Genomic DNA, 20,463 nt, shown 5'->3' on the forward strand with positions numbered 1-20,463 from the left:
CTTGGCGGTAATAGCACCTTAGATGTTGTCGGCTTACTCGATAACATCTAAGGTATCCGCTGGGCTTTAACTTCATTCAACTCGAATAAAGTTAAATCTTAAAATAAAGAAAGTTGATTTGCATCTGGCAGGCCTTCAAGACAACCTAACGTGTCCATATACTCAATAATCGTCTTAGAAACGCGACCTCGTTGTTGTAAATCTTCTTTTGATAGAAATTCTTTTTCCTCTCTGGCTGCTACGATGGCTTTAGCAACGTTTGTACCTAAACCAGGAATCGCATCAAATGGAGGAATTAATGAATTTCCATCAATAATAAATTCACTTGCTTGTGAACGATATAAATCGATTTTCTTCAGACTCATTCCTCGCTCACACATTTCAAGCGCAATTTCTAACACTGTAAGTAAATCTTTCTCTTTTTTCGAAGCTTCTAAACCTTTTGCATTAATTTCATCAATTCTTGAACGAATTACAGCAGAACCTTGTGTCATCGCAATTAAATCAAAATCACTAGCTCGTACTGTAAAATATGCAGCATAGTATAATATAGGATGGTGCACTTTAAACCAAGCTATACGTACAGCCATTAAAACATAAGCTGCGGCATGCGCCTTGGGAAACATGTATTTTATTTTTTTACAAGAATCGATATACCATTCTGGTACGTTTTGAGCACGCATTTCTGCTTCCATGTCTTCCGATAAACCTTTTCCTTTACGAACAGACTCCATAATTTTAAAGGCAAAACTCGGCTCTAATCCTTGATAGATTAAATAGACCATGATGTCATCACGACAACCGATTACTTCGGATAATACACACGTTCCACTATTAATTAGTTCTTGGGCATTCCCTAACCAAACGTCGGTACCATGTGAAAGCCCGGAGATTTGGACAAGCTCACTAAATGTGGATGGCTTTGTTTCTTCTAACATTTGTCGTACAAAGCGGGTACCAAACTCGGGTATTCCTAGTGTCCCCGTTTTACACCCAATTTGTTCCTCTGTTACTCCAAGTGATTCTGGTGTTGAGAAGATTTTCATTACTTCTGGATCATCGGTTGGGACTGTTTTCGGATCGATACCCGATAAATCTTGTAACATACGAATAACAGTCGGATCATCGTGTCCAAGAATATCTAGTTTTAAGACGTTATCATGGATAGAATGGAAATCAAAATGAGTCGTTTTCCACTCTGCATCTTGCGCGTCTGCTGGGAATTGTACAGGTGTAAAATCGTAAATATCCATATAATCTGGCACAACGATAATCCCACCCGGGTGTTGTCCTGTTGTTCTTTTTACCCCAGTACATCCTTGAACTAATCGATCTACCTCTGCGCCACGATATGTAATATTATGGTCATTTGCGTACCCTTTTACATACCCATAGGCCGTCTTTTCTGCAACCGTACCAATTGTACCCGCGCGGAATACATAATCCTCACCAAAGAGTACCTTCGTATAGTTATGAGCTTGTGGCTGATATTCACCGGAAAAGTATGATGATAGGTAAGCCTTTGAAAGTTATCTCTAGCTTTTCCCCCATCCCACACCGTGCATGAGGCTTTCACACTCACACGGCGTTCCATCGTTAACATTGTTGAAGTTTAGCTAAGTATTGGATTTCCTACTTCCGTTCTTAGCTTGTTTAGCTTTGTCATTGCTTGATTTACGAATTTAGCTAATAATTTTCCGTACTCTTTAGTCGCAGTTGGATCTTTAGCATGAATGAGCATGTGATAGTTCTTGTTAATAATAATCAAGTTTTCATATTCATCACTTCCGCCTAGTGCTGTCGGCTTAATGTGGTGACAGATTGCATTATGTGGGGTCAATCGTTCCCCTGTAATACCACAACATCCTTTTTGAGCGACATATTTGCTTAGGCGATTGTTTTCATATAAGATACTTTTTGCTTTATATATTCCCTTACGAAACATTTCAATTTCACGAACAGACACTTGTTTTAAATCTTTATGAATTGAGGACCTGTGATTCTCGTTGTAAATCGTAAATTCAGGTTTTCTCTGTCCTCGTATATCATGTCGAATCGCTTCAATAGGATATACCAGCAATCCATTGCTTTTAAATCTTGGACAATTATAATCCCCATAAAATTTATCAATGATATTGTTTGTTTCTTTCGTTTTTACGAAAATATTTCTAAACATCAACGATTTGATATTTGGATGGACTTTGTGTCTTATCTCATTGAAGTCCTGAGATATCCTTGTGGCAATCTTGTAATAGTTCTGCAACCCAAGGATATTTGAATTAAAATTCATCACTTTTTCTGGGGTAGGACATTTTCGAAATTTTACTAACTGATGCCTTATGACCCCTAGTACTTTTTGTTTTGATTTAGGGTCCATTTTTGAATTTACAATATAACCTGTTTTGGCATTTCCTTTTTGAACTGCTCTAAATCGGATACCTAAAAAGTCTGTACCATTTTTTCGTAAATTAGTGATTTTACTTTTTTCTTCACTTATCTCAAGCCCTAATCTTTCTTTTAGCCATTTTTCCACCGCTATTTTAATCTTCCTAGCGTTTTTAAAGGAGTTTGTGAATATTTTAAAATCATCTGCATATCTAACAAGATACATTGGCTTTAGACTCGTCTTTTTCAGTGCATCCGTTTTATTTCGTTTCAATTTATAAGGTACTCTAGTCGGCTTTGTTTCCCACTGATTAGAAACCCACCAATCTAGTTCATTTAGTACTACATTAGCAAGTAATGGTGATAAAATACCGCCCTGTGGAGTCCCTTTTAACGAAATGCCCTCACCTGTAATTTCAGCTTTAAGCATCTTTTTAATAATAGATAAAACTCTCTTTTCCCTTATTCCAATCGTCCATAGTTGTCTCATTAACTTTTTATGATTTACATTATCGAAAAATCCTTTGATATCTACATCAACCACAAAATGCTGATGACTATGATTAACCATATGATAGCATCTTGCTAATGCATCGTGTGTACTTCTCTTAGGTCTAAATCCGTAGCTTTGAGGATGAAATCTGGCTTCTACAATTGGTTCAAGCACTTGTAAAAACATTTGCTGTATTAATCTATCTTCAATTGTTGGAATTCCAATTGGTCTCATCTCGCCATTTGGCTTTGGAATAAACAACCTTCTAACTGCATGTGGTGAGTAGTTTTTAAGTCTTTTTCTTGTTAATCTCACTAGTTTATCGGCATCCATTTTATTTAAATGTTTAATTGTGTGTCCGTTCGTTCCTTTCGTTTTACTACCTGTATTGCTTTTTAAGTTTCGAAAGGCTAATAAAATATTTTCTCTAGAAATAATCAACTTATAAATGTCTGTAAAGTAGCGACCCCTTTTACTCTGCTCATAAAGATTATCGAAAATTGGTTGTAAGCCAAAATATTCATTATTCCTCAGTTTTTGAATCATTAAGTCAGCCAACTAATCACTCCTTTACGAAGTTTTCGTTCTCTTTAGTCATACACGAATCTGACTTTTTGTAGGTTTAGTTTCAACGTTAACGACTTGTGCCCTTCCCTCTGAAATGTTTTCTCCTCCGACTTATTGGCTATTCAGTCATCACTGGCATTTCTTCTTCGGTACTACGGCACTACTGCCACTCTCGCAAAGCATGTTATAGCAAAATGAAATTGCCTTTCCATACACCGTCGTCATAGGATTACAACCTCCTCTTACGTCGAGAGTTTCACACGTTCCGCTATTTCTATCTGTACATATTCCTTTAGGTTCCCCCTAAATTCCGCTGAGCTTGATTATGCCTGTAACACAATATGGATTTTCATAACCAAACGCTTACTCATCCACACTCAGAAGTCCTAATTTGGACCCCGTAGCATTTCTACTACGTGACATTCACGAAAAGTCAGTCGAGGGTTCGTCTCGGTTGTTCTACCGCTTCTAACCATGGGAATTTTATAGACACCAGACCTATCATTCACAAGTTGCTTTTGCCCCTCTTTCCACAGCTAAACTGTTTGGGTGAACTTCGGCCTACTTTAACGAGCTTCATACGAATTTCAGTTTTGCAGTCATTCATTCGCATGTCGTAGCTTCAGTGAGTGTGTTTCAGGGCGTTACTCCGTCATTCCACACTTCGAAATAGCAGTTCTCCTAGCAAAAGCTAGTGGCTAATCTTTTCAATTAGCAACGTGTCGCACTCAAATCGATATCAGGTACCTTATCTCCTTTAAATCCTAGGAACGTTTCAAACGGTATGTCTTGTCCATCTTTTTTGTAATTTGTCCCGCATTTCGGACAATCTTTGTTCGGTAAGTCGAAACCACTTCCGACCGATCCATCATCGAAAAACTCAACATTTTTACAACTAGGGCAAACATAATGAGGTGGTAGTGGATTAACCTCCGTAATTTCCATAAATGTTGCTACTAGGGAAGATCCAACAGACCCCCTTGACCCTACTAAGTAACCATCTGCCAACGATTTTTTCACCAGTTTTGCAGAGATTAAATAGATTACCCCGAATCCGTTTCCTAAAATCGATTTAAGCTCTTTCTCAATTCGAGCCTTTACAATTTCAGGTAAGTCTTCACCATAAATTCTATGAGCCATTTCATAAGTTAAATTTGTAACCTCTTCATCAGAGCCTTCAATTTTTGGTGTATATAAATCATCTTTTATTGGTTTTACTTCACTAATCATATTTGCTACTTTTTGTGTATTCGTTACAACGATTTCTTTTGCTAAATCAGGACCTAAGAAATCAAATTCTTTTAGCATCTCGTCTGTTGTGCGGAAATGGACAGCTGGTAACTTGTACCGATTTAATGGGTTCGCCCCACCTTGCGATCCGACTAAAATCTGTCTAAATACGGCATCATTTTCATGAAGATAGTGAACATTCCCTGTTGCAACGACTGGTTTTCCTATTTTTTTACCAAGCTTCACTAATTTCCGAATAATATCTTCTAAATTCCACTCATCATGGATAACTCCACCCTCAATTAATTGCGAATAGACAGGTTTTGGATGCACTTCAATATAATCATAAAACCGCGCTACCTTTTCAGCTTCTTCAGGAGATTTATTCATCATCGTTTCGAATAATTCACCATTATTACAACCAGAGCCGATTAATAAACCTTGTCGTAGTTTTATTAAATCGGATCGACGTATACGTGGCACACGATGATAGGTTTGCGTATGTGCCATCGAAATCAGCTTAAATAAATTTTTCAATCCATCATTATCAACCGCTAAAATCGAACAATGATATGGTCTAGCGGATTTATAGCTTTCGTTTTTATTAATTTGCTGATTAAACTCATCATGGTATTGGACTCCACGATCTTTTGCTTCCTTTAGTAAATGGAGCATTAATTCACCAGTAGCTTCTGTATCATAAATAGCACGGTGATGTTGGGTTAATTCGATTCCGTAACGTTTACACAATGTATTTAAACGATGGCTTTTTAATGTTGGATTTAAAAAACGCGATAATTCTAACGTATCAATAACAGGATGAATAACTCCTTGAATCCCGGCTTTTTCATAGGCTGTATATAAGAACCCAATATCAAAGGATGCATTATGGGCAACGACAATTGCGTCTCCAATAAATTCTTTAAACTCAGAAACAACCTGATCGACTTCAGGTGCATCGCGTAACATATCATCTGTAATATGGGTTAACTCAATAATTTTTGCTGATAAAGGTTTATGGGGGTTTGCAAAGCGTTCAAATTTCTCAATGACTTTTCCTTCCCTAATTTTAACAGCAGCCAGTTCGATAATCGTATCGTAAGCAGTTGATAAACCTGTCGTCTCAACGTCAAATACGACAAATGTCGCATCGTCTAAATGAATATGTTGTTCTGCATAAGCAATTTGTGCACCATCATCTACTAAATTCGCTTCAACACCGTAAATGATTTTAATCCCATGTTTTTTTCCTGCAGCAAAAGCATCGGGAAATCCTTGTGCTACGGCATGGTCAGTTATTGCAATTGCAGAATGTCCCCATTTTGCCGCTTGGGCCACTAATTGATCAATTGGTGTTACTGCATCCATTTGACTCATCGGTGTATGAAGATGCAATTCGACACGTTTTTCGCCTTCTGGTGCAAGGTCTTTTTTTGATTCTTTATGAATCTCATTTATATCTTGAGCCATAATGACTAAATCACGCACAAACGTATCATTTTGAACTGATCCTCGTACTTTGATCCACATGCCCTTTTTTAATCTCGTCATAATTTCTGCGTCTTCTTTATCACGCGAAAACATTTTGACTAAAATTGAATCTGTGTAGTCTGTCATTTTCAGCTCTAATAAGGAACGACCACTCTTTAATTCTTTAATGTCAACGGCAAAGACAAATCCTTCGATCACGACACGACGCTCTTCCTCAAAGATTCCACGTATTTCTCGAATTTCAATGTCTTTAATATGACTCCCCAATTGAAATGGCCCAGTCGGTATTGCATCGGGTGTCTCACTTTTTACTTTTTCACGACTTTGGAAATCCTCCATCGCTTGTCTTGCTAATTGGGCTTCTTCCATTTGCCGTTGCTCCATATAGATGGCTTGAGCCTCTTTCATTTCATCTGTTGCTTCAACTAATTGAAAATCAACGGATATTGCTGGGAACCCTAAACTTTGGTAGCTTTCAACAATTTTATTTGTATATTTTGACTTTAACGTTAATTGTTCCATCTCTGCCATACATGACACTATTAATTTATTACCTGTCCATTGTGGCATTTGAGTAATTAATCGCTCTTTAATAGGTGGAGATGTATCTACATATTCAATTGCCGTTAGCCAATAATCTGTTATTAATTGTTCATTTATTTGGGGTTCTCTTGTTTCAATCGTAAACACCACTTGTGCGATATGTGAAAACTGTTCCGCAAGCCTTGTTCGAAAAAGCTGATAAAGCTGAAACGGTAATACATTTTGGAGTTTAATGTGGAAACTCCAGACTCTTCTTTTTTGATGTACGGTTAATCGCGTGAGTTCTCCATGTTCAAAAAATGACATGTAGACATCTTCCGTAAGTTGTAATTGTTGTAATAATGTTAGAAATCTTTCTCTCGCTTCTTGAACTTCTGACATTAAACTCACCACCTTGGTTATAAAATGATAGAAAGGAAGTACACCGTTGTACTTCCTAATCGTTTAGTGATATGAATCCGTTCGGAAAAACTCATTTAAGCGATCAATTAATTCTTCCTTCGCCCATTCAAAAGTTTCACCGGTACTTCTAATTTTAACTTCCACAATTCCTTCATTTGCTTTTTTACCAATCGTGACACGAACAGGTAAACCAATTAAATCAGAATCTGTAAATTTAACTCCCGCTCGCTCATATCGATCATCAAACAATACGGCAAAATGGTAAAAAGTTAAGATGTTATATAGTTCATTAGCCAGGTTCCATTGCCCTTCATCTTCTCGATTTACAGGAATAAGATGAATATCATATGGGGATAAATGTGTTGGCCATACAAAGCCATTTTCATCCTGATATTTTTCGGCAAGAATGGCAAATAATCGTGATATCCCAAGCTGATAACTGCCCATTATAAGTGCATTGGGTATATCATTTTCATCAATAAAACTTGCATTGCATTTTTCGGAGTAGTATGTACCTACTTTACGAATATGCCCAACTTCAAATCCCTTTATCAATTGAGTTATACCATTACCATCTGGCGAAATATCTCCCTCTTGAATATAGCGTATATCTTCATAGGAATTAACGGCAAAATCTCTTTCTGGATTCACATTTTGATAGTGGTAGCCATCTTCGTTTGAACCCGCTACTACATTTTGCAACGCTTTAATTGAAAAATCTGCGATGACCTTTGTATTAATTGGTAGTTTGATTGGCCCAATTGATCCAGTAGAACAATTAAGTAACGAATAAATTTCCTCTTCCGTTGCTAAACGTAAGGAGGGCGTTTTACACACATTTTTTAATTTCACTTCATTTATTTGATGATCTCCTCGTACTAACACAATAACAAACTCATCGTTCATTGAATAAATCAATGTTTTTATACAACTTGAAGGTTCAATATTAAAAAATGTACATACGTCATCAATGGTCTTAATATTTGGTGTTGGCACCTTTTCTAATTCCTTTAGTGTGCCTTTTGTTTCTTCATCAATATTTATAACTTTAGCGAATTCTATATTTGCAGCATAGTTTGATTGATTAGAACTAGCAATAATCGTATCGCCCTCGTTAGAAGGAATAATAAATTCCTTTGCTGCAATGCCACCAACAACTTGTGTATCTGATTCGACTAGGAGAAAACTTAATCGAAGACGGTTCAAAATATTCGTATAAGCCTGAGTAACTTCATGATATGTATTCTCTAAACTTTCTTCACTTGCATGAAATGAATACGTATCATTCATTAAAAATTCACGGCTACGTAAAAGACCTTTTCTATACTTCTTTTCATCTCTATATTTTGTTTGAATTTGATAGAACATTAAGGGTAGCTTTTTATAAGATTGGACCTCATCGCTGACTAACATTGTCACAACTTCTTCGTTTGTTGGTGCAAGTACTACATCTCGATTCGAACGGTCAGTTAAATTGAATAATTCATCACCAAAATATTGAAGTCGATTCGATTGCTCCCATACTGTACGTGGTTGAAGTGTGGCCATTGAAATTTCAATAGCCCCTACTGCCTCAATTTCCTCTCGAACAATTTTCTCTATTTTATTTAGTACTCTTTTTGATAATGGTAAATAGGAATACACACCCGACGTGCTCGGTCTTAAAAAACCGGCTTTCAATAGCATTTTATAAGATTTCACTTCAATATCTGAAGGCACTTCTCGCATTGTTGGAATTAATGTTTTGCTTTGTTTCATAAGTGCTCCACCTTTTTCAATTACTTTTACACAAAAAGCGAAAGTAGCTAGATACGATAGAAATACAAATAATGTTCTCCAATCTGAGGATTAATGGAGAAATATTACTTATCTTTTTAAAAAGATAAACCTTATTCATTTTGGATTTTACCATAAATGAATAAGGTTTAGGAAAAGTTTCGAGTTTCAATTAAGAAAAGCGAAAGAGCTACACACTGTTTAAACTCCGACTGTTTGTATCGTTCCTATTAGAAGAAGAACAGTTTAATGTCTTTCCAAGTGACAATGACCATAAGAATCATTAATAAAACAATCCCTACAAAATGGACTAGACCTTCTTTTTGACGATCCACTGGTTTACCACGTAACGCTTCTAAACCAAAGAATAGAAGTCGACCACCGTCCAATGCTGGTAAAGGTAGTAAATTCATAATACCAAGGTTTATACTCAGTACTGCTGCCCAATTCATTAAATTATAAATGCCATATTGAGCTACTTCTTCTGTGGCTTTATAAATTCCAACTGGGCCTGATAGAGCATCTATGTCAAAATTAATCACAATTAATTCATAGAGCAATGTAAAGATTAACGTTGAAAATTCTAATGTTTTTTGAGCTCCAAATACAATAGCATCTAATATATTGGCATCTTCTATTGGACTATACACACCAATCTGACCAACAACGACACCCTGCTCATTTTCAAATGCTTTTGGAATAACCGTAAATTGTTGTGCTTGTCCATCTCGATCAATTGTAAACGTTAATTTTTCGCCAGGGTTTTCTTGAACAATATTCACAATTCCTTGCCAATCTTGGACAGCTACTCCATCAATGGATTTTACTAAATCGCCATCTTGTAACCCAGCTTGTTGTGCTGGCGAATCATCCACAATTCCCTTGATGAGTGGGTCCGTTGTTGGAATACCCGTTAGTAAAGCAAGGACGATAAAAATAGCAAAGGCTAAAATGAAATTAAACAATGGTCCTGCAAAAATTGCCATCGCACGTTGACCAACTGTTTTTGAATTAAATTGACGGTCAAGTGGTGCAATAATTGTTTCAGTTCCATTTTCAACGATTTTTGCTGTTCTTGAAACGTCGATTCGAATAAATTGATCTTCCTCATCGTACCCTTCAATCCATAAGCCCGCTTCTAAATCCGCCCGTTCAACCTCCATAAATAATACATTGGGATTTTGAACTTTTTGATTTAAATAAATTTTTTCTGCAACGTTATCACGGTTTAAAATAATCCCTACTCGATAACCTGGCTGAAGTTCAATTTTATCAATATCTTCTCCTGCCATTCGCACATATCCACCAAGCGGTAATAAGCGAATGGTATATAACGTCTCACCTTTTGTCATTCCAAATATTTTTGGACCCATACCGATTGCAAATTCACGTACCATAATGCCAGCTCGTTTTGCAAAAATAAAGTGCCCAAGTTCATGGAAAAAGACTAATGATCCGAAAACGATGATAAATGCTATAACGGTTTGCATACGATCCCACCTTTAAAGAGCAAGTTTTCTTAGTCTATGCTCACTCTATCTATTTTACCATGCCTTCTACTGTTTTTCTTGTTTCGCTATCAACATGTAGTATTGTTTCTAAATCGGGTAATAAGATATTGTTATGGTCATTCATAATTTGTTCAATGATTTCTTCAATTTGTAAAAACGTAATTTTTTCCTGTAAAAATAAAGCGACTGCTGCTTCATTTGCTGCGTTCATAGCAGTTAAAACAGTACCGCCAGCTTGACCTGCATCATAAGCAAGCTTCAATGCACGATAACGGTCAAAATCTACTTCTTTAAAGTGGAGTTGTCCAATTTGTGCTAAGTTTAAACGCTTGCCCCCTACTAGTGGTAACCGGTCTGGGTAACTAAGAGCATATTGAATTGGTACACGCATATCTGGCGTACCTAGTTGAGCAATGACACTTGTATCATCATACTCAACTAATGAATGAATAATACTTTCTCTATGTAATAAAACGTCAATTTTTTCAAAAGGCATATTAAATAATACGTGTGCTTCGATTACCTCTAACCCTTTATTCATCATGGTAGCAGAATCGATTGTAATTTTAGCGCCCATCGACCAATTTGGATGATTTAGCGCATCTTTTACTGTAACATTTTTCAACTCTTCTCGTGATTGATCTCGGAAAGAACCACCTGATGCCGTTAAAATAATCCGTTCAATTTGCTTTGGATTTTCCCCATTCATCGATTGGAAAACAGCCGAGTGTTCACTATCAACTGGTAATATTGGTACATTATATTTTCTCGCTTCTGACATGACTAGATGTCCTGCTGTCACGAGTGTTTCCTTATTGGCAATGGCAATCGTTTTCCCCATACGAATTGCAGCCAGTGTTGATTCTAACCCAACACTTCCTAACACAGCATTTACTAACACGGTAGAGTCTGGGTGTGTAGCTACATCCACTAATCCCTTTTCACCATATGCAAATTCAATATGTGGGTAATCTTTTTTTAGTGTAATCGCATCTTGTTCTGCTTTTACCGAAACGAGCTCAGGTTGTAAATGTTCAATAATTTGACGTGTCTTTTCAATATTTGCACCTGCTGAAAACGCAACCAGTTTAAATTTTTCCGGATGACTACGTAAAATATCATAGGTTTGCCATCCTATAGAACCCGTTGCACCTAATAAACTAATTTTTTTCAAAACGTTTCATCCCTTCACCTAACTAACAAATTGTAAAAAATGTAGTAATGGTAATACAAACAATAAACTATCAAAACGATCTAATATTCCACCATGACCAGGCAAGATCGTACCTGAATCTTTCACGTTATAATGTCGTTTGATAGCAGATTCAACTAAATCTCCTAACTGGCCAAAAATAGAAGCAACAATTGATATAACAATCAGTGCTAACCATGAATCAGATATTGGATATACCATTTGCATAATAGATGCAAATACAACAGCCGTAATAATTCCGCCTATAAAGCCTTCAACAGTTTTATTTGGTGAAATTTCTGGCCAGAGCTTTTTCTTTCCAAGTTTTCTTCCAATAAAATAAGCCCCTGAATCCGTTGTCCAAACAATAAGAAGTGCAAAAATAATAAAATGCAAGCCTTCATTTCTTGTTTCGATCAGATAATAAAAGCCAATTCCTACATAAAGAGCACTTATTAAAATAAAGCCAACGTCATCGAAGGTAAAATGATTTTTCACGACTACCGAATAAATTAAAAGTAAAATAACACCAATCATTAATAATTCTAACTTTGAAAAGCTAGTTAACTTTATAAGCTCAGTTGTATACATCTCAGGAAGAAGCATCGTAAATACCGTTAGTAAACCAATGATTCCTGGAATAGATCGTATAGAAATATTTTTCATACGTAAAAGTTCATATATTCCTACTGCTGCAATTATATAAACTAAAATTGTAAATGGTAGTTTCCCTATTAGTACAAATGGAATAAATAGTGCTGCAGCAATTATTGCAGTGATGATTCGTTGCTTCAATTCATTTCTTCCCCTTTCAACCCACCGTAGCGACGATTACGCTTTTGATAATCCAATATCGCTTCCATAAAACATTGTTCATCAAAATCTGGCCAAAGCGTATCCGTAAACCAAAACTCCGTATAGGCGAGTTGCCATAACATAAAATTACTTAGTCGAACTTCTCCACTCGTACGAATGAGCAAATCGGGTTCTGGAAGCTGCGATGTCATTAAATAATCATTGATGGTTTCTTCATTAATATCGTCAATAGTTAATTTACCATCTCTTACTTCTATCATTATATCCTTCATTGCTTTAACTATTTCAGCTCGACTACCATAATTCATTGCAAAATTTAATATTAAACCCGTATTATCTTTTGTTTTTTCCATTGCCTCATTTAATACAGCCTTTGTCGTTTGAGGTAATTCATCTTTTTCACCTATTAATTGGACACGTATATTACGTTCCATAATTTCAGGCATAAAAGATTTTAAAAATTGTTGTGGTAAACTCATTAAAAAGTCTACTTCTTGTTTTGGTCTTTTCCAATTTTCTGTTGAAAAGGCATATAGTGTTAAGATTTTTATTCCTACATCATCCGCACATCGAGCAATTTTTCGAACGGTTTTCATTCCTTCATGATGTCCAGCAATTCTTGGCATTGCTCTTTTTTTAGCCCATCGTCCGTTTCCGTCCATAATGATTGCAATATGTGTTGGAATCAAGTCATTTTTTGAAAGATTCTTTTGTTCCTCCAATAAACTCTTCTCTATTTTTGACTTTCCAAATATTCTTTTGAACATTATTTTCCCCCACCTGCCAACATTTTGGACGTATTCTTTCTTATCATATCAAAAACGAAAGTATGTGTCCGTTTTTTCTTAAAGTTTTGCATAATTTGTACTTATTGGTTTTTATGTATAAAGCACTACAAACATGACAATACCAATTGAAAGAAAAAGACGCCCTAATGATAAGGACGTCCTAATCCACCTTTTAGTTCTTGTTTTATTATACTGACAAGATTTCTTTTTCTTTTTCTTTTGCTAGTTGATCTACTTTTACGATATATTCATCTGTTAACTTTTGAATATCATCGCCAAATCCGCGTAAATCATCTTCCGTAATTTCGCCATTTTTTTCTAATTTTTTCAAATCATCATTCGCATCACGACGAACATTACGAACTGCCACTTTCGCTTCTTCTGCTTCTTTTTTCACTACTTTTACAAGCTCTTTACGACGCTCTTCTGTTAGCGCTGGAATTGTTAAGCGAATTACATTACCATCATTCGTCGGCGTAATTCCAATATCGGATTTCATAATCGCTTTTTCAATTTCACCTAAAATTGATTTATCATAAGGTGTAATGACAAGTAAGCGTGCTTCAGGTACAGCGACACCAGCTAATTGATTAATTGGCGTTGGTGCTCCATAATAATCCACTGAGATTCTGTCTAAAAGGGATGCGTTAGCACGACCTGCACGAATAGAAGCTAATTCACGACTAAATGCAGAAATCGATTTTTCCATTTTATCTTTTGTTTGAGCTAATACTTGTTTAGGCATTATAAATTCCTCCTTACAACTGTACCGATTTTATCACCTAGTACGGCACGTTTAATATTTCCTTTATCCATAATTGAGAATACTATTAAAGGTATATCGTTGTCCATACATAAAGTGGAAGCAGTAGAATCCATAACTTGTAACCCTTGTTGAATTACATCTAAATATGTGAGTGTGTCATACTTAACAGCAGTACTATCTGTTTTTGGATCTGCAGAATAAACACCATCCACATTATTTTTTGCCATTAAAATCGCATCTGCATCAATTTCGGCAGCACGTAAAGCAGCCGTTGTATCTGTTGAGAAGAATGGGTTACCTGTCCCAGCCGCAAAAATAACAACGCGTTTTTTCTCTAAATGACGCACCGCTTTTCTACGTATGTAAGGCTCTGCTACTTGTGTCATAACGATTGAAGATTGAACACGTGTTTCAATATTTAATTTTTCTAATGAATCTTGTAATGCTAATGAATTCATTACTGTAGCAAGCATTCCCATGTAATCTGCCGATGCACGATCCATGCCCATTTCACTGCCGACTTTACCGCGCCAAATATTACCCCCACCTACTACAACTGCTACTTCAACACCAAGTTCAACTACTTGTTTAATATCTTCCGCAACAGATTTAATAATTTTAGGTGATAATCCGAAGCCAGCTTCTCCTGCTAATGCTTCCCCGCTAATTTTAATCACTACTCGTTTGTATTGTGGCACACTCATAGGAAACCTCCGTCACATAAATTTATAACTCACCAAGAAAAGCGAGAGTAGCTAACTGCTCAAACTACTACACATTGTTTCATTTTCAAAAAAATTAAAAACAATACCTTGAAAAATAGGGAGACACTCTAATTGTGCTCCCTACCTCTGTATATTGTGTTTTAAACACAATCAACTATTTGATTGTATTAGTTACCTTTTACTTGGTTCATTACTTCTTCAGCAAAGTTATCTTCGCGTTTTTCAATACCTTCACCAACAGCATAACGTACGAATGAAGTTACATTACCACCAGTTGATTTAACGAAATCACGAACTTTTTGATCTGAATTTTTAACGAAAGTTTGATCTAATAAACAGATGTCTTCGAAATATTTACCAAGACGACCTTCTACCATTTTCGCAACGATATTTTCTGGTTTACCTTCGTTTAATGCTTGTTCTGTTAATACTTTACGCTCACGAGCAACTTCTTCTTCAGAAACTTCATCACGTGAAACATATTGAGGATTAATTGCAGCGATGTGCATTGCTACGTCTTTTGCAGCAGCTTCATCAGCTGATCCTTCAAGAACTACTAAAACTCCAATACGACCGCCCATGTGTAAGTAAGCACCGAAAGCATCAGCATCAGTTTTAGCTTTGATTTCAAAACGACGAAGAGTGATTTTTTCACCAATTGTAGCAACTGCAGTAGAGATTTGATCTGCAATTGATACGCCTTCTTCATTTTTTAATTCTAATGCAGCTTCAGTTGATTCTGGTTTTGAAGCTAAAAGTTGTTGTGCTAAATTTGAAACTAAAACTTGGAATTTATCATTTTTTGCTACGAAGTCTGTTTCAGCATTTACTTCAAGAATAACTGCTTCATTTCCTTCAGCTAAAATGTAAGTAGTACCTTCTGCAGCGATACGGTCCGCTTTTTTAGCAGCTGATGAAAGACCTTTTTCACGTAGGAAATCGATCGCAGCTTCTAAGTTCCCCTCAGTTTGTACTAATGCTTTTTTACAGTCCATCATACCTGCGCCTGTTTTTTCACGAAGTTCTTTTACTAATTGTGCAGTAATTGCCATTTGAAGTTCCTCCTTGAGTTAAATGAATATTAAATTTAGTATTAGCAAATATTTCAAGTTCATTACTAGAAAAGTGAATAAGCTAGCGCCGAAAGCTTTACACTTTAAAAAAAGGTGATAAGGGGTTCATCCACTTATCACCTTTTTTGTAGGCAGATAAGAAAGCTTGTAACTTTCTTATTTGCATAAGTGCAGGCTAGAGCTTATCACTAATAGCCTAGCAATAAGTCAATTTAAATAGTGAATTACTCAGCAACTACTGCTTCTTCAGCTGGAGCTTCAGATTCACCTTGTTTTGACTCGATTAAAGCATCAGCCATTTTTGCAGTTAATAATTTAACAGCGCGGATAGCATCGTCATTTGCAGGGATTACGTAGTCGATTTCATCTGGATCACAGTTTGTATCAACAATACCTACGATAGGAATATTTAATTTGCGAGCTTCTGCAACAGCAATACGCTCTTTACGTGGGTCAACCACGAACATTACATCAGGAATATCAGTCATATCACGAATTCCGCCTAAGAATTTAACAAGACGTTCGTGTTCTTTTTTAAGTTGAATTACTTCTTTTTTAGGAAGTACGTCAAAAGTACCGTCTTCTTCCATTTTTTCGATTGCTTTCATACGAGCAACGCGTTTTTGAATTGTACCGAAGTTTGTTAAAGTACCGCCTAACCAACGTTGGTTAATGAAGTAGTTACCAGAACGTTCAGCTTCTTCTTGAATCGCTTCTTGTGCTTGTTTTTTAGTACCTACGAAAAGTACTTTACCGCCATCTTGACCAACTTGGCGCATGAAGTCGTAAGCTTCCTCTAATTTTTTAACTGTTTTTTGTAAATCGATAATGTAGATACCGTTACGCTCAACAAAAATGTATTTTTTCATTTTTGGGTTCCAACGGCGAGTTTGGTGACCGAAATGTACACCAGCTTCAAGTAATTGTTTCATTGAAATTACTGACATGAATTTTTCCTCCTAATATTTTGGTTTTTTTCCTCCGCATTTTTCATTTGTAACAAGCAACTTTTTATTCAAAAAGCACCACTTACTACATCAAAATACGTGTGTAATTAACACCAATTGATAATATATCACAATATTTTATAAGCTGCAACAAATTTATGAGTGGAATTTTAATAGTAACTCTATTTCTGTTTTACCTTTTTGTGTAATTTTGGCGATTTGCTCTATTGTATTTCCCTCGTTATGAAGTTGAATTACTTTTTGTTCAAAAGTAGATAGTGTTGAAATATCTTTTTGCTTTGCGGGCGATACATCGATTGTTGGTGTATTCTCAACAGTAGGATTTTGTTGCTGATAAGCTTTCTTAACCATACTTTTCGGTAAAATTTGTCTCGACTGATATCCAAAGTCTGCGATAGGAAAATCTTCTTTTGGTGATGGTATAGAATGATTTACAGTTTCCCTATCCAGTGTCACGAGCTTATCTTCATTTTCAATAGGCTGTTTTATTTCTGTCTTTTTAACATTCGATAGTTCTTTAATTAACCGATCATTTTCCTCTCGCATTTCAATTAGATATGCACTAATCGCATCATCCATTTCCCTAATTAACTTATCTTGTTTGATTTCCAACTGTTTAAATTTCGCAATTTTCGTATTTAACAAGATGATTAAATAAAAGGAGATAAGCTGCGCAATAATGAGAATGATTATTAAAAATGATGTCATTTACTTACCCCTATCCACTAAAATCAATAAAATTTCCCTTAAAAGGATGTTTTGCTTGTTTTTCATTTTGTTTTTCTTGCTTGTTCTTTTTCGATGAATTTTCATTATGATTACTATTGCCATGTTCTTCATCATTAATCTGTTCTGTTTTTTCAGTGTCCATCACCGTAAGTTGCTTTCTTTCAATCTCCTTATTAAGTGCTTCATTCGCATTGTGTTGTTGTTGAATAACATTTTGCTGATGCTGTTCAACTGCTTTTCCAGCATCAAATGTTTTCGGAATTGCAATTTGCAATTCTACCCCCTTTAAACTCATGAAATTCCTCCCCAATTTATCTCTATTCCTCGATTGAAGATGACTTTAGTAAAAAATAAAGGTATAGTAGTCATCAACTTTTTATAGACAGATTCATTCAACTACCAATTAAAGGTATAAGTACACCAAAATCACATTCTGATTATGCACTGAAAGGACTTGCCTGAAGTGCCCATTTATTATAAAGGCACAAGACAAGTCCACTATGAATGTTATGAATTATATGTTTAGATCGTCATTTCAGTTGAAAGTAGTTTTCTTAGTTTAAATAACGCTTTGGAATGTATCTGTGATATACGTGACGTTGATAGTTCTAAAAGTTCACCAATTTCCGTAAGTGTCATCTCTTCAGTATAAAATAAACTTAAAACGAGTTGTTCCTTTTCATTTAACTTCTTTATATTTTCTTCAAGATCAACAACCAGTTCTGCGTGTAGAGCTTCCTGTTCTGGCGTTCTTGTGTTGTCATCTCGTATAACAAAAGCTTTCCCCTCTGCTTCTTCCTGATCTTGTTGTTCATTAATTGACAATATATTGGAAAAGAAGTGTTCTTGCACTGTTTGATATACTTCATCTACAGATAGATTCATATATTCTGCTAGTTCTTCGGGTGTCGCATGTCGCATTAATTTTTGTTCAAGTTGTTCAATCTGTACTTCCAATTTTTTCGCTTTTTCCCTTGCTGAACGCGGTAACCAATCTTCTTTTCTTAACCCATCAATAATAGCCCCACGCACACGAAAAGAGGCATATGTATCAAATTTTAAATCTCTATTTATATCAAATTTATTTAATGCATCAAATAATCCCATCATACCTAGACTAAGCAAATCATCACGGGAAACATTTTTAGGTAGACCCGCACCAATACGACCTACATGATAAGTTACGAGCGGTTTATATTTTTGTACTAATAAATCACCTGCATGCGGATCTCGATCATTTATCCAGCTATTCCAAAGTTTTTGCTCTTCATCTAGCTTTATTTGTACCACCCGAATCCACCTCTCTAAATTGCCTTTTCTATCAAACATTATAACAAATTAAGAGAGAAAATCACACGCTTCTATTAGACTAAATATATTACCTAACAATCCTATATTTGTAACATCGAAAAGCGAAAGTAGCTCGATCAGCTGCGAAAAAACTAAAAAAAAAGAGCCTTTTATAGCTCTTAAAAAATTATCTAATTTCGTACTGGCTCTTCCTGATTCATCATTGTTCGCACGACTTTTGCGATTTCCTCTGAACTTTCATCATTATATTGTACAGTTGTATGAGAGTTAGTATTGTTTTCACTCGCCCGTTGCTCATTCTTTTCGTCATTTTCTTTTTTGAATTCATCAAACATTTTATCCTCAGGCGTATAAAATATATAAAAAAGAACATAACGCACAATGTACATAGCAACAAAAGCTATAACAGCACATATGGAAGAACCTATTAGAATATGAGTTGGCATATATGATTGTGAAAGCGTTACGAAGAAATACATTGAAAAAGCTATTAACGCACCCCAACAATTATAAAATATTGAACCAAACATTATATTTCACTCTCTCCTTGATTCACCGTTCGAATACTCAGTTTACAAGTAGCAGGGTTAAATTCAATCGTTCTGCCACTATTTCCACCTGTATCCTCTGCGACAATTGGAATACCATTTTTTCGAAGCTCTTTCTTTACTGCTTCTACATTACGTGGTCCAATGCGCATTGAATCTTTATCTGATGTGAACTTAAACATCTGTGCACCACCAGCTATTTTCGCCTTTAAACGAAATGCTTGAACCCCTTCAAGTTTTAACATCTCAATTAATGCATTTATCCCAGTATCTGCAAACTTTGCAACATTTACAGTTTCTGTTCTACTTAAAGTGGATTCGGGTAACATGATATGGACCATTCCAGCAATCTTTTTCATTTCATCATATAACACAACCCCAACACATGAACCTAAACCCGAAGTTCGAATTGTATTCGGTATTTTTACTACATCCATCTGAGCAATTCCAACTTTAATGACGTTGTTATTCTTCGACATGATCATCATTATGATACTCCTAATGCTTTAAATATAGATTCAAATGAATCAGGATCTGGCAATAAGAAAAAATGACCTCTTACTTCTTCAGAGTCTTCCACGCCTTCTTCAAAGATGGATGTATTTATGACAATGACGTTATCACTAACTTGTGAAATTTCTATAAGACCTATACTAATTATTGCACCGAACATATCAACACTTATTCCGGGAACAGTTGGATAAATTTTCAATCCCGTAAAATCTGATAACGCAGATAAGTACGAACCAGATAATATGTTGCCCATCTCTTGCATTGCCGATAGTCCGAGCTCAGAAACAGGATTATCGTTAAAATTAAAGGATTCATCACTTATTAGTCGTTGAATGAAACGATTTGCTTGTTCGACCGGCAGTATGAAGAACATACTACCTTCCGTATCACCTTCAATACGAAGATAAATACCGACTACTACTTTTTCAGAACCACCTGCAAGTTCCATCATCTCATGAAACGAAACCATTTCAACTTTTGGTACACGCATATCGATTTTTTTATTTAACAAATCCGATAGCGCAGTTGCAGCATGGGCGGCACCAATATTTCCTATTTCCTTCAATACATCGAGGTGTAAAGAAGTAATTTTCTGATTATTCATCATAACTAAATCCCTACTTTTACCATTTCCGA

General features: G+C 35.7%; 16 protein-coding genes and 2 pseudogenes. All 18 read right to left on the reverse strand.

Annotated elements, in window-relative coordinates:
* Positions 1-98: 98 nt before the first annotated feature.
* Positions 99-1,502: pseudogene (locus tag EK386_RS02840) on the reverse strand (PolC-type DNA polymerase III); the annotation flags it as partial.
* 110 nt (positions 1,503-1,612) lie between these two features.
* The gene (gene ltrA, locus EK386_RS02845) at positions 1,613-3,436 is read right to left on the reverse strand and encodes a group II intron reverse transcriptase/maturase (protein WP_126657515.1); all 1,824 of its coding nucleotides are present in this window, start codon (positions 3,434-3,436) and stop codon (positions 1,613-1,615) included.
* Between the two features lie 735 nt (positions 3,437-4,171).
* Positions 4,172-7,090: pseudogene (locus EK386_RS02855) on the reverse strand (PolC-type DNA polymerase III); the annotation flags it as partial.
* A gap of 63 nt (positions 7,091-7,153) precedes the next feature.
* Positions 7,154-8,869, reverse strand: coding sequence for a proline--tRNA ligase (locus EK386_RS02860; protein WP_126657517.1), 1,716 nt, complete (start codon positions 8,867-8,869; stop codon positions 7,154-7,156).
* A 248-nt stretch (positions 8,870-9,117) separates the two neighbouring features.
* Positions 9,118-10,377: an RIP metalloprotease RseP gene (gene rseP / locus EK386_RS02865; protein ID WP_126657518.1), complete on the reverse strand. Its 1,260-nt coding sequence runs from the start codon at positions 10,375-10,377 to the stop codon at positions 9,118-9,120.
* A 49-nt stretch (positions 10,378-10,426) separates the two neighbouring features.
* Positions 10,427-11,572 (reverse strand): 1-deoxy-D-xylulose-5-phosphate reductoisomerase, encoded by a 1,146-nt coding sequence (gene dxr / locus EK386_RS02870; protein ID WP_126657519.1) that lies wholly within the window; start codon positions 11,570-11,572, stop codon positions 10,427-10,429.
* A gap of 18 nt (positions 11,573-11,590) precedes the next feature.
* The gene (locus EK386_RS02875; RefSeq protein ID WP_126657520.1) at positions 11,591-12,385 is read right to left on the reverse strand and encodes a phosphatidate cytidylyltransferase; all 795 of its coding nucleotides are present in this window, start codon (positions 12,383-12,385) and stop codon (positions 11,591-11,593) included.
* Positions 12,382-13,173, reverse strand: coding sequence for an undecaprenyl pyrophosphate synthase (gene uppS / locus EK386_RS02880; protein ID WP_126657521.1), 792 nt, complete (start codon positions 13,171-13,173; stop codon positions 12,382-12,384). Before uppS ends, EK386_RS02875 begins: the two co-directional genes overlap by 4 nt.
* A gap of 208 nt (positions 13,174-13,381) precedes the next feature.
* Positions 13,382-13,939, reverse strand: a complete 558-nt coding sequence (gene frr / locus EK386_RS02885; protein WP_126657522.1) for a ribosome recycling factor — start codon at positions 13,937-13,939, stop codon at positions 13,382-13,384.
* Positions 13,939-14,664, reverse strand: coding sequence for a UMP kinase (gene pyrH / locus EK386_RS02890; protein ID WP_126657523.1), 726 nt, complete (start codon positions 14,662-14,664; stop codon positions 13,939-13,941). The genes frr and pyrH overlap by 1 nt, the downstream gene beginning before the upstream one ends.
* Positions 14,665-14,852: 188 nt before the next feature.
* Positions 14,853-15,737: a translation elongation factor Ts gene (tsf, locus tag EK386_RS02895; RefSeq protein ID WP_126657524.1), complete on the reverse strand. Its 885-nt coding sequence runs from the start codon at positions 15,735-15,737 to the stop codon at positions 14,853-14,855.
* Between the two features lie 245 nt (positions 15,738-15,982).
* Positions 15,983-16,705: a 30S ribosomal protein S2 gene (gene rpsB / locus EK386_RS02900; RefSeq protein WP_126657525.1), complete on the reverse strand. Its 723-nt coding sequence runs from the start codon at positions 16,703-16,705 to the stop codon at positions 15,983-15,985.
* A gap of 156 nt (positions 16,706-16,861) precedes the next feature.
* Positions 16,862-17,434 (reverse strand): hypothetical protein, encoded by a 573-nt coding sequence (locus EK386_RS02905; protein ID WP_126657526.1) that lies wholly within the window; start codon positions 17,432-17,434, stop codon positions 16,862-16,864.
* 10 nt (positions 17,435-17,444) lie between these two features.
* The gene (locus tag EK386_RS02910; RefSeq protein ID WP_126657527.1) at positions 17,445-17,750 is read right to left on the reverse strand and encodes an RNA polymerase subunit sigma; all 306 of its coding nucleotides are present in this window, start codon (positions 17,748-17,750) and stop codon (positions 17,445-17,447) included.
* 227 nt (positions 17,751-17,977) lie between these two features.
* On the reverse strand, positions 17,978-18,745 hold the full coding sequence (locus EK386_RS02915; protein ID WP_246027562.1) for a FliA/WhiG family RNA polymerase sigma factor: 768 nt from the start codon (positions 18,743-18,745) through the stop codon (positions 17,978-17,980).
* Between the two features lie 191 nt (positions 18,746-18,936).
* Positions 18,937-19,296: a hypothetical protein gene (locus tag EK386_RS02920; RefSeq protein ID WP_126657529.1), complete on the reverse strand. Its 360-nt coding sequence runs from the start codon at positions 19,294-19,296 to the stop codon at positions 18,937-18,939.
* Positions 19,296-19,793, reverse strand: coding sequence for a chemotaxis protein CheD (locus EK386_RS02925; protein ID WP_370511971.1), 498 nt, complete (start codon positions 19,791-19,793; stop codon positions 19,296-19,298). The genes EK386_RS02920 and EK386_RS02925 overlap by 1 nt, the downstream gene beginning before the upstream one ends.
* 8 nt (positions 19,794-19,801) lie before the next feature.
* Complete coding sequence (locus tag EK386_RS02930; protein ID WP_126657530.1) at positions 19,802-20,434, reverse strand: chemotaxis protein CheC; 633 nt, start codon at positions 20,432-20,434, stop codon at positions 19,802-19,804.
* Positions 20,435-20,463 lie beyond the last annotated feature (29 nt).

Origin of the sequence: Lysinibacillus antri (assembly GCF_003977595.1) — a bacterium.
In the GTDB taxonomy this organism is placed as follows: Bacteria; Bacillota; Bacilli; order Bacillales_A; family Planococcaceae; genus Ureibacillus; species Ureibacillus antri.

What these genes read in the sequence shown, in the direction of transcription:
- EK386_RS02860 (WP_126657517.1), bottom strand. Translation starts at nt 8,869, where the DNA reads ATGAAACAAAGCAAAACATTAATTCCAACAATGCGAGAAGTGCCTTCA.
- uppS (WP_126657521.1), bottom strand. Translation starts at nt 13,173, where the DNA reads ATGTTCAAAAGAATATTTGGAAAGTCAAAAATAGAGAAGAGTTTATTG.
- EK386_RS02925 (WP_370511971.1), bottom strand. Translation starts at nt 19,793, where the DNA reads ATGTCGAAGAATAACAACGTCATTAAAGTTGGAATTGCTCAGATGGAT.
- EK386_RS02905 (WP_126657526.1), bottom strand. Translation starts at nt 17,434, where the DNA reads ATGACATCATTTTTAATAATCATTCTCATTATTGCGCAGCTTATCTCC.
- frr (WP_126657522.1), bottom strand. Translation starts at nt 13,939, where the DNA reads ATGCCTAAACAAGTATTAGCTCAAACAAAAGATAAAATGGAAAAATCG.
- rpsB (WP_126657525.1), bottom strand. Translation starts at nt 16,705, where the DNA reads ATGTCAGTAATTTCAATGAAACAATTACTTGAAGCTGGTGTACATTTC.
- tsf (WP_126657524.1), bottom strand. Translation starts at nt 15,737, where the DNA reads ATGGCAATTACTGCACAATTAGTAAAAGAACTTCGTGAAAAAACAGGC.
- EK386_RS02920 (WP_126657529.1), bottom strand. Translation starts at nt 19,296, where the DNA reads ATGTTTGGTTCAATATTTTATAATTGTTGGGGTGCGTTAATAGCTTTT.
- pyrH (WP_126657523.1), bottom strand. Translation starts at nt 14,664, where the DNA reads ATGAGTGTGCCACAATACAAACGAGTAGTGATTAAAATTAGCGGGGAA.
- EK386_RS02910 (WP_126657527.1), bottom strand. Translation starts at nt 17,750, where the DNA reads ATGAGTTTAAAGGGGGTAGAATTGCAAATTGCAATTCCGAAAACATTT.
- rseP (WP_126657518.1), bottom strand. Translation starts at nt 10,377, where the DNA reads ATGCAAACCGTTATAGCATTTATCATCGTTTTCGGATCATTAGTCTTT.
- EK386_RS02930 (WP_126657530.1), bottom strand. Translation starts at nt 20,434, where the DNA reads ATGATGAATAATCAGAAAATTACTTCTTTACACCTCGATGTATTGAAG.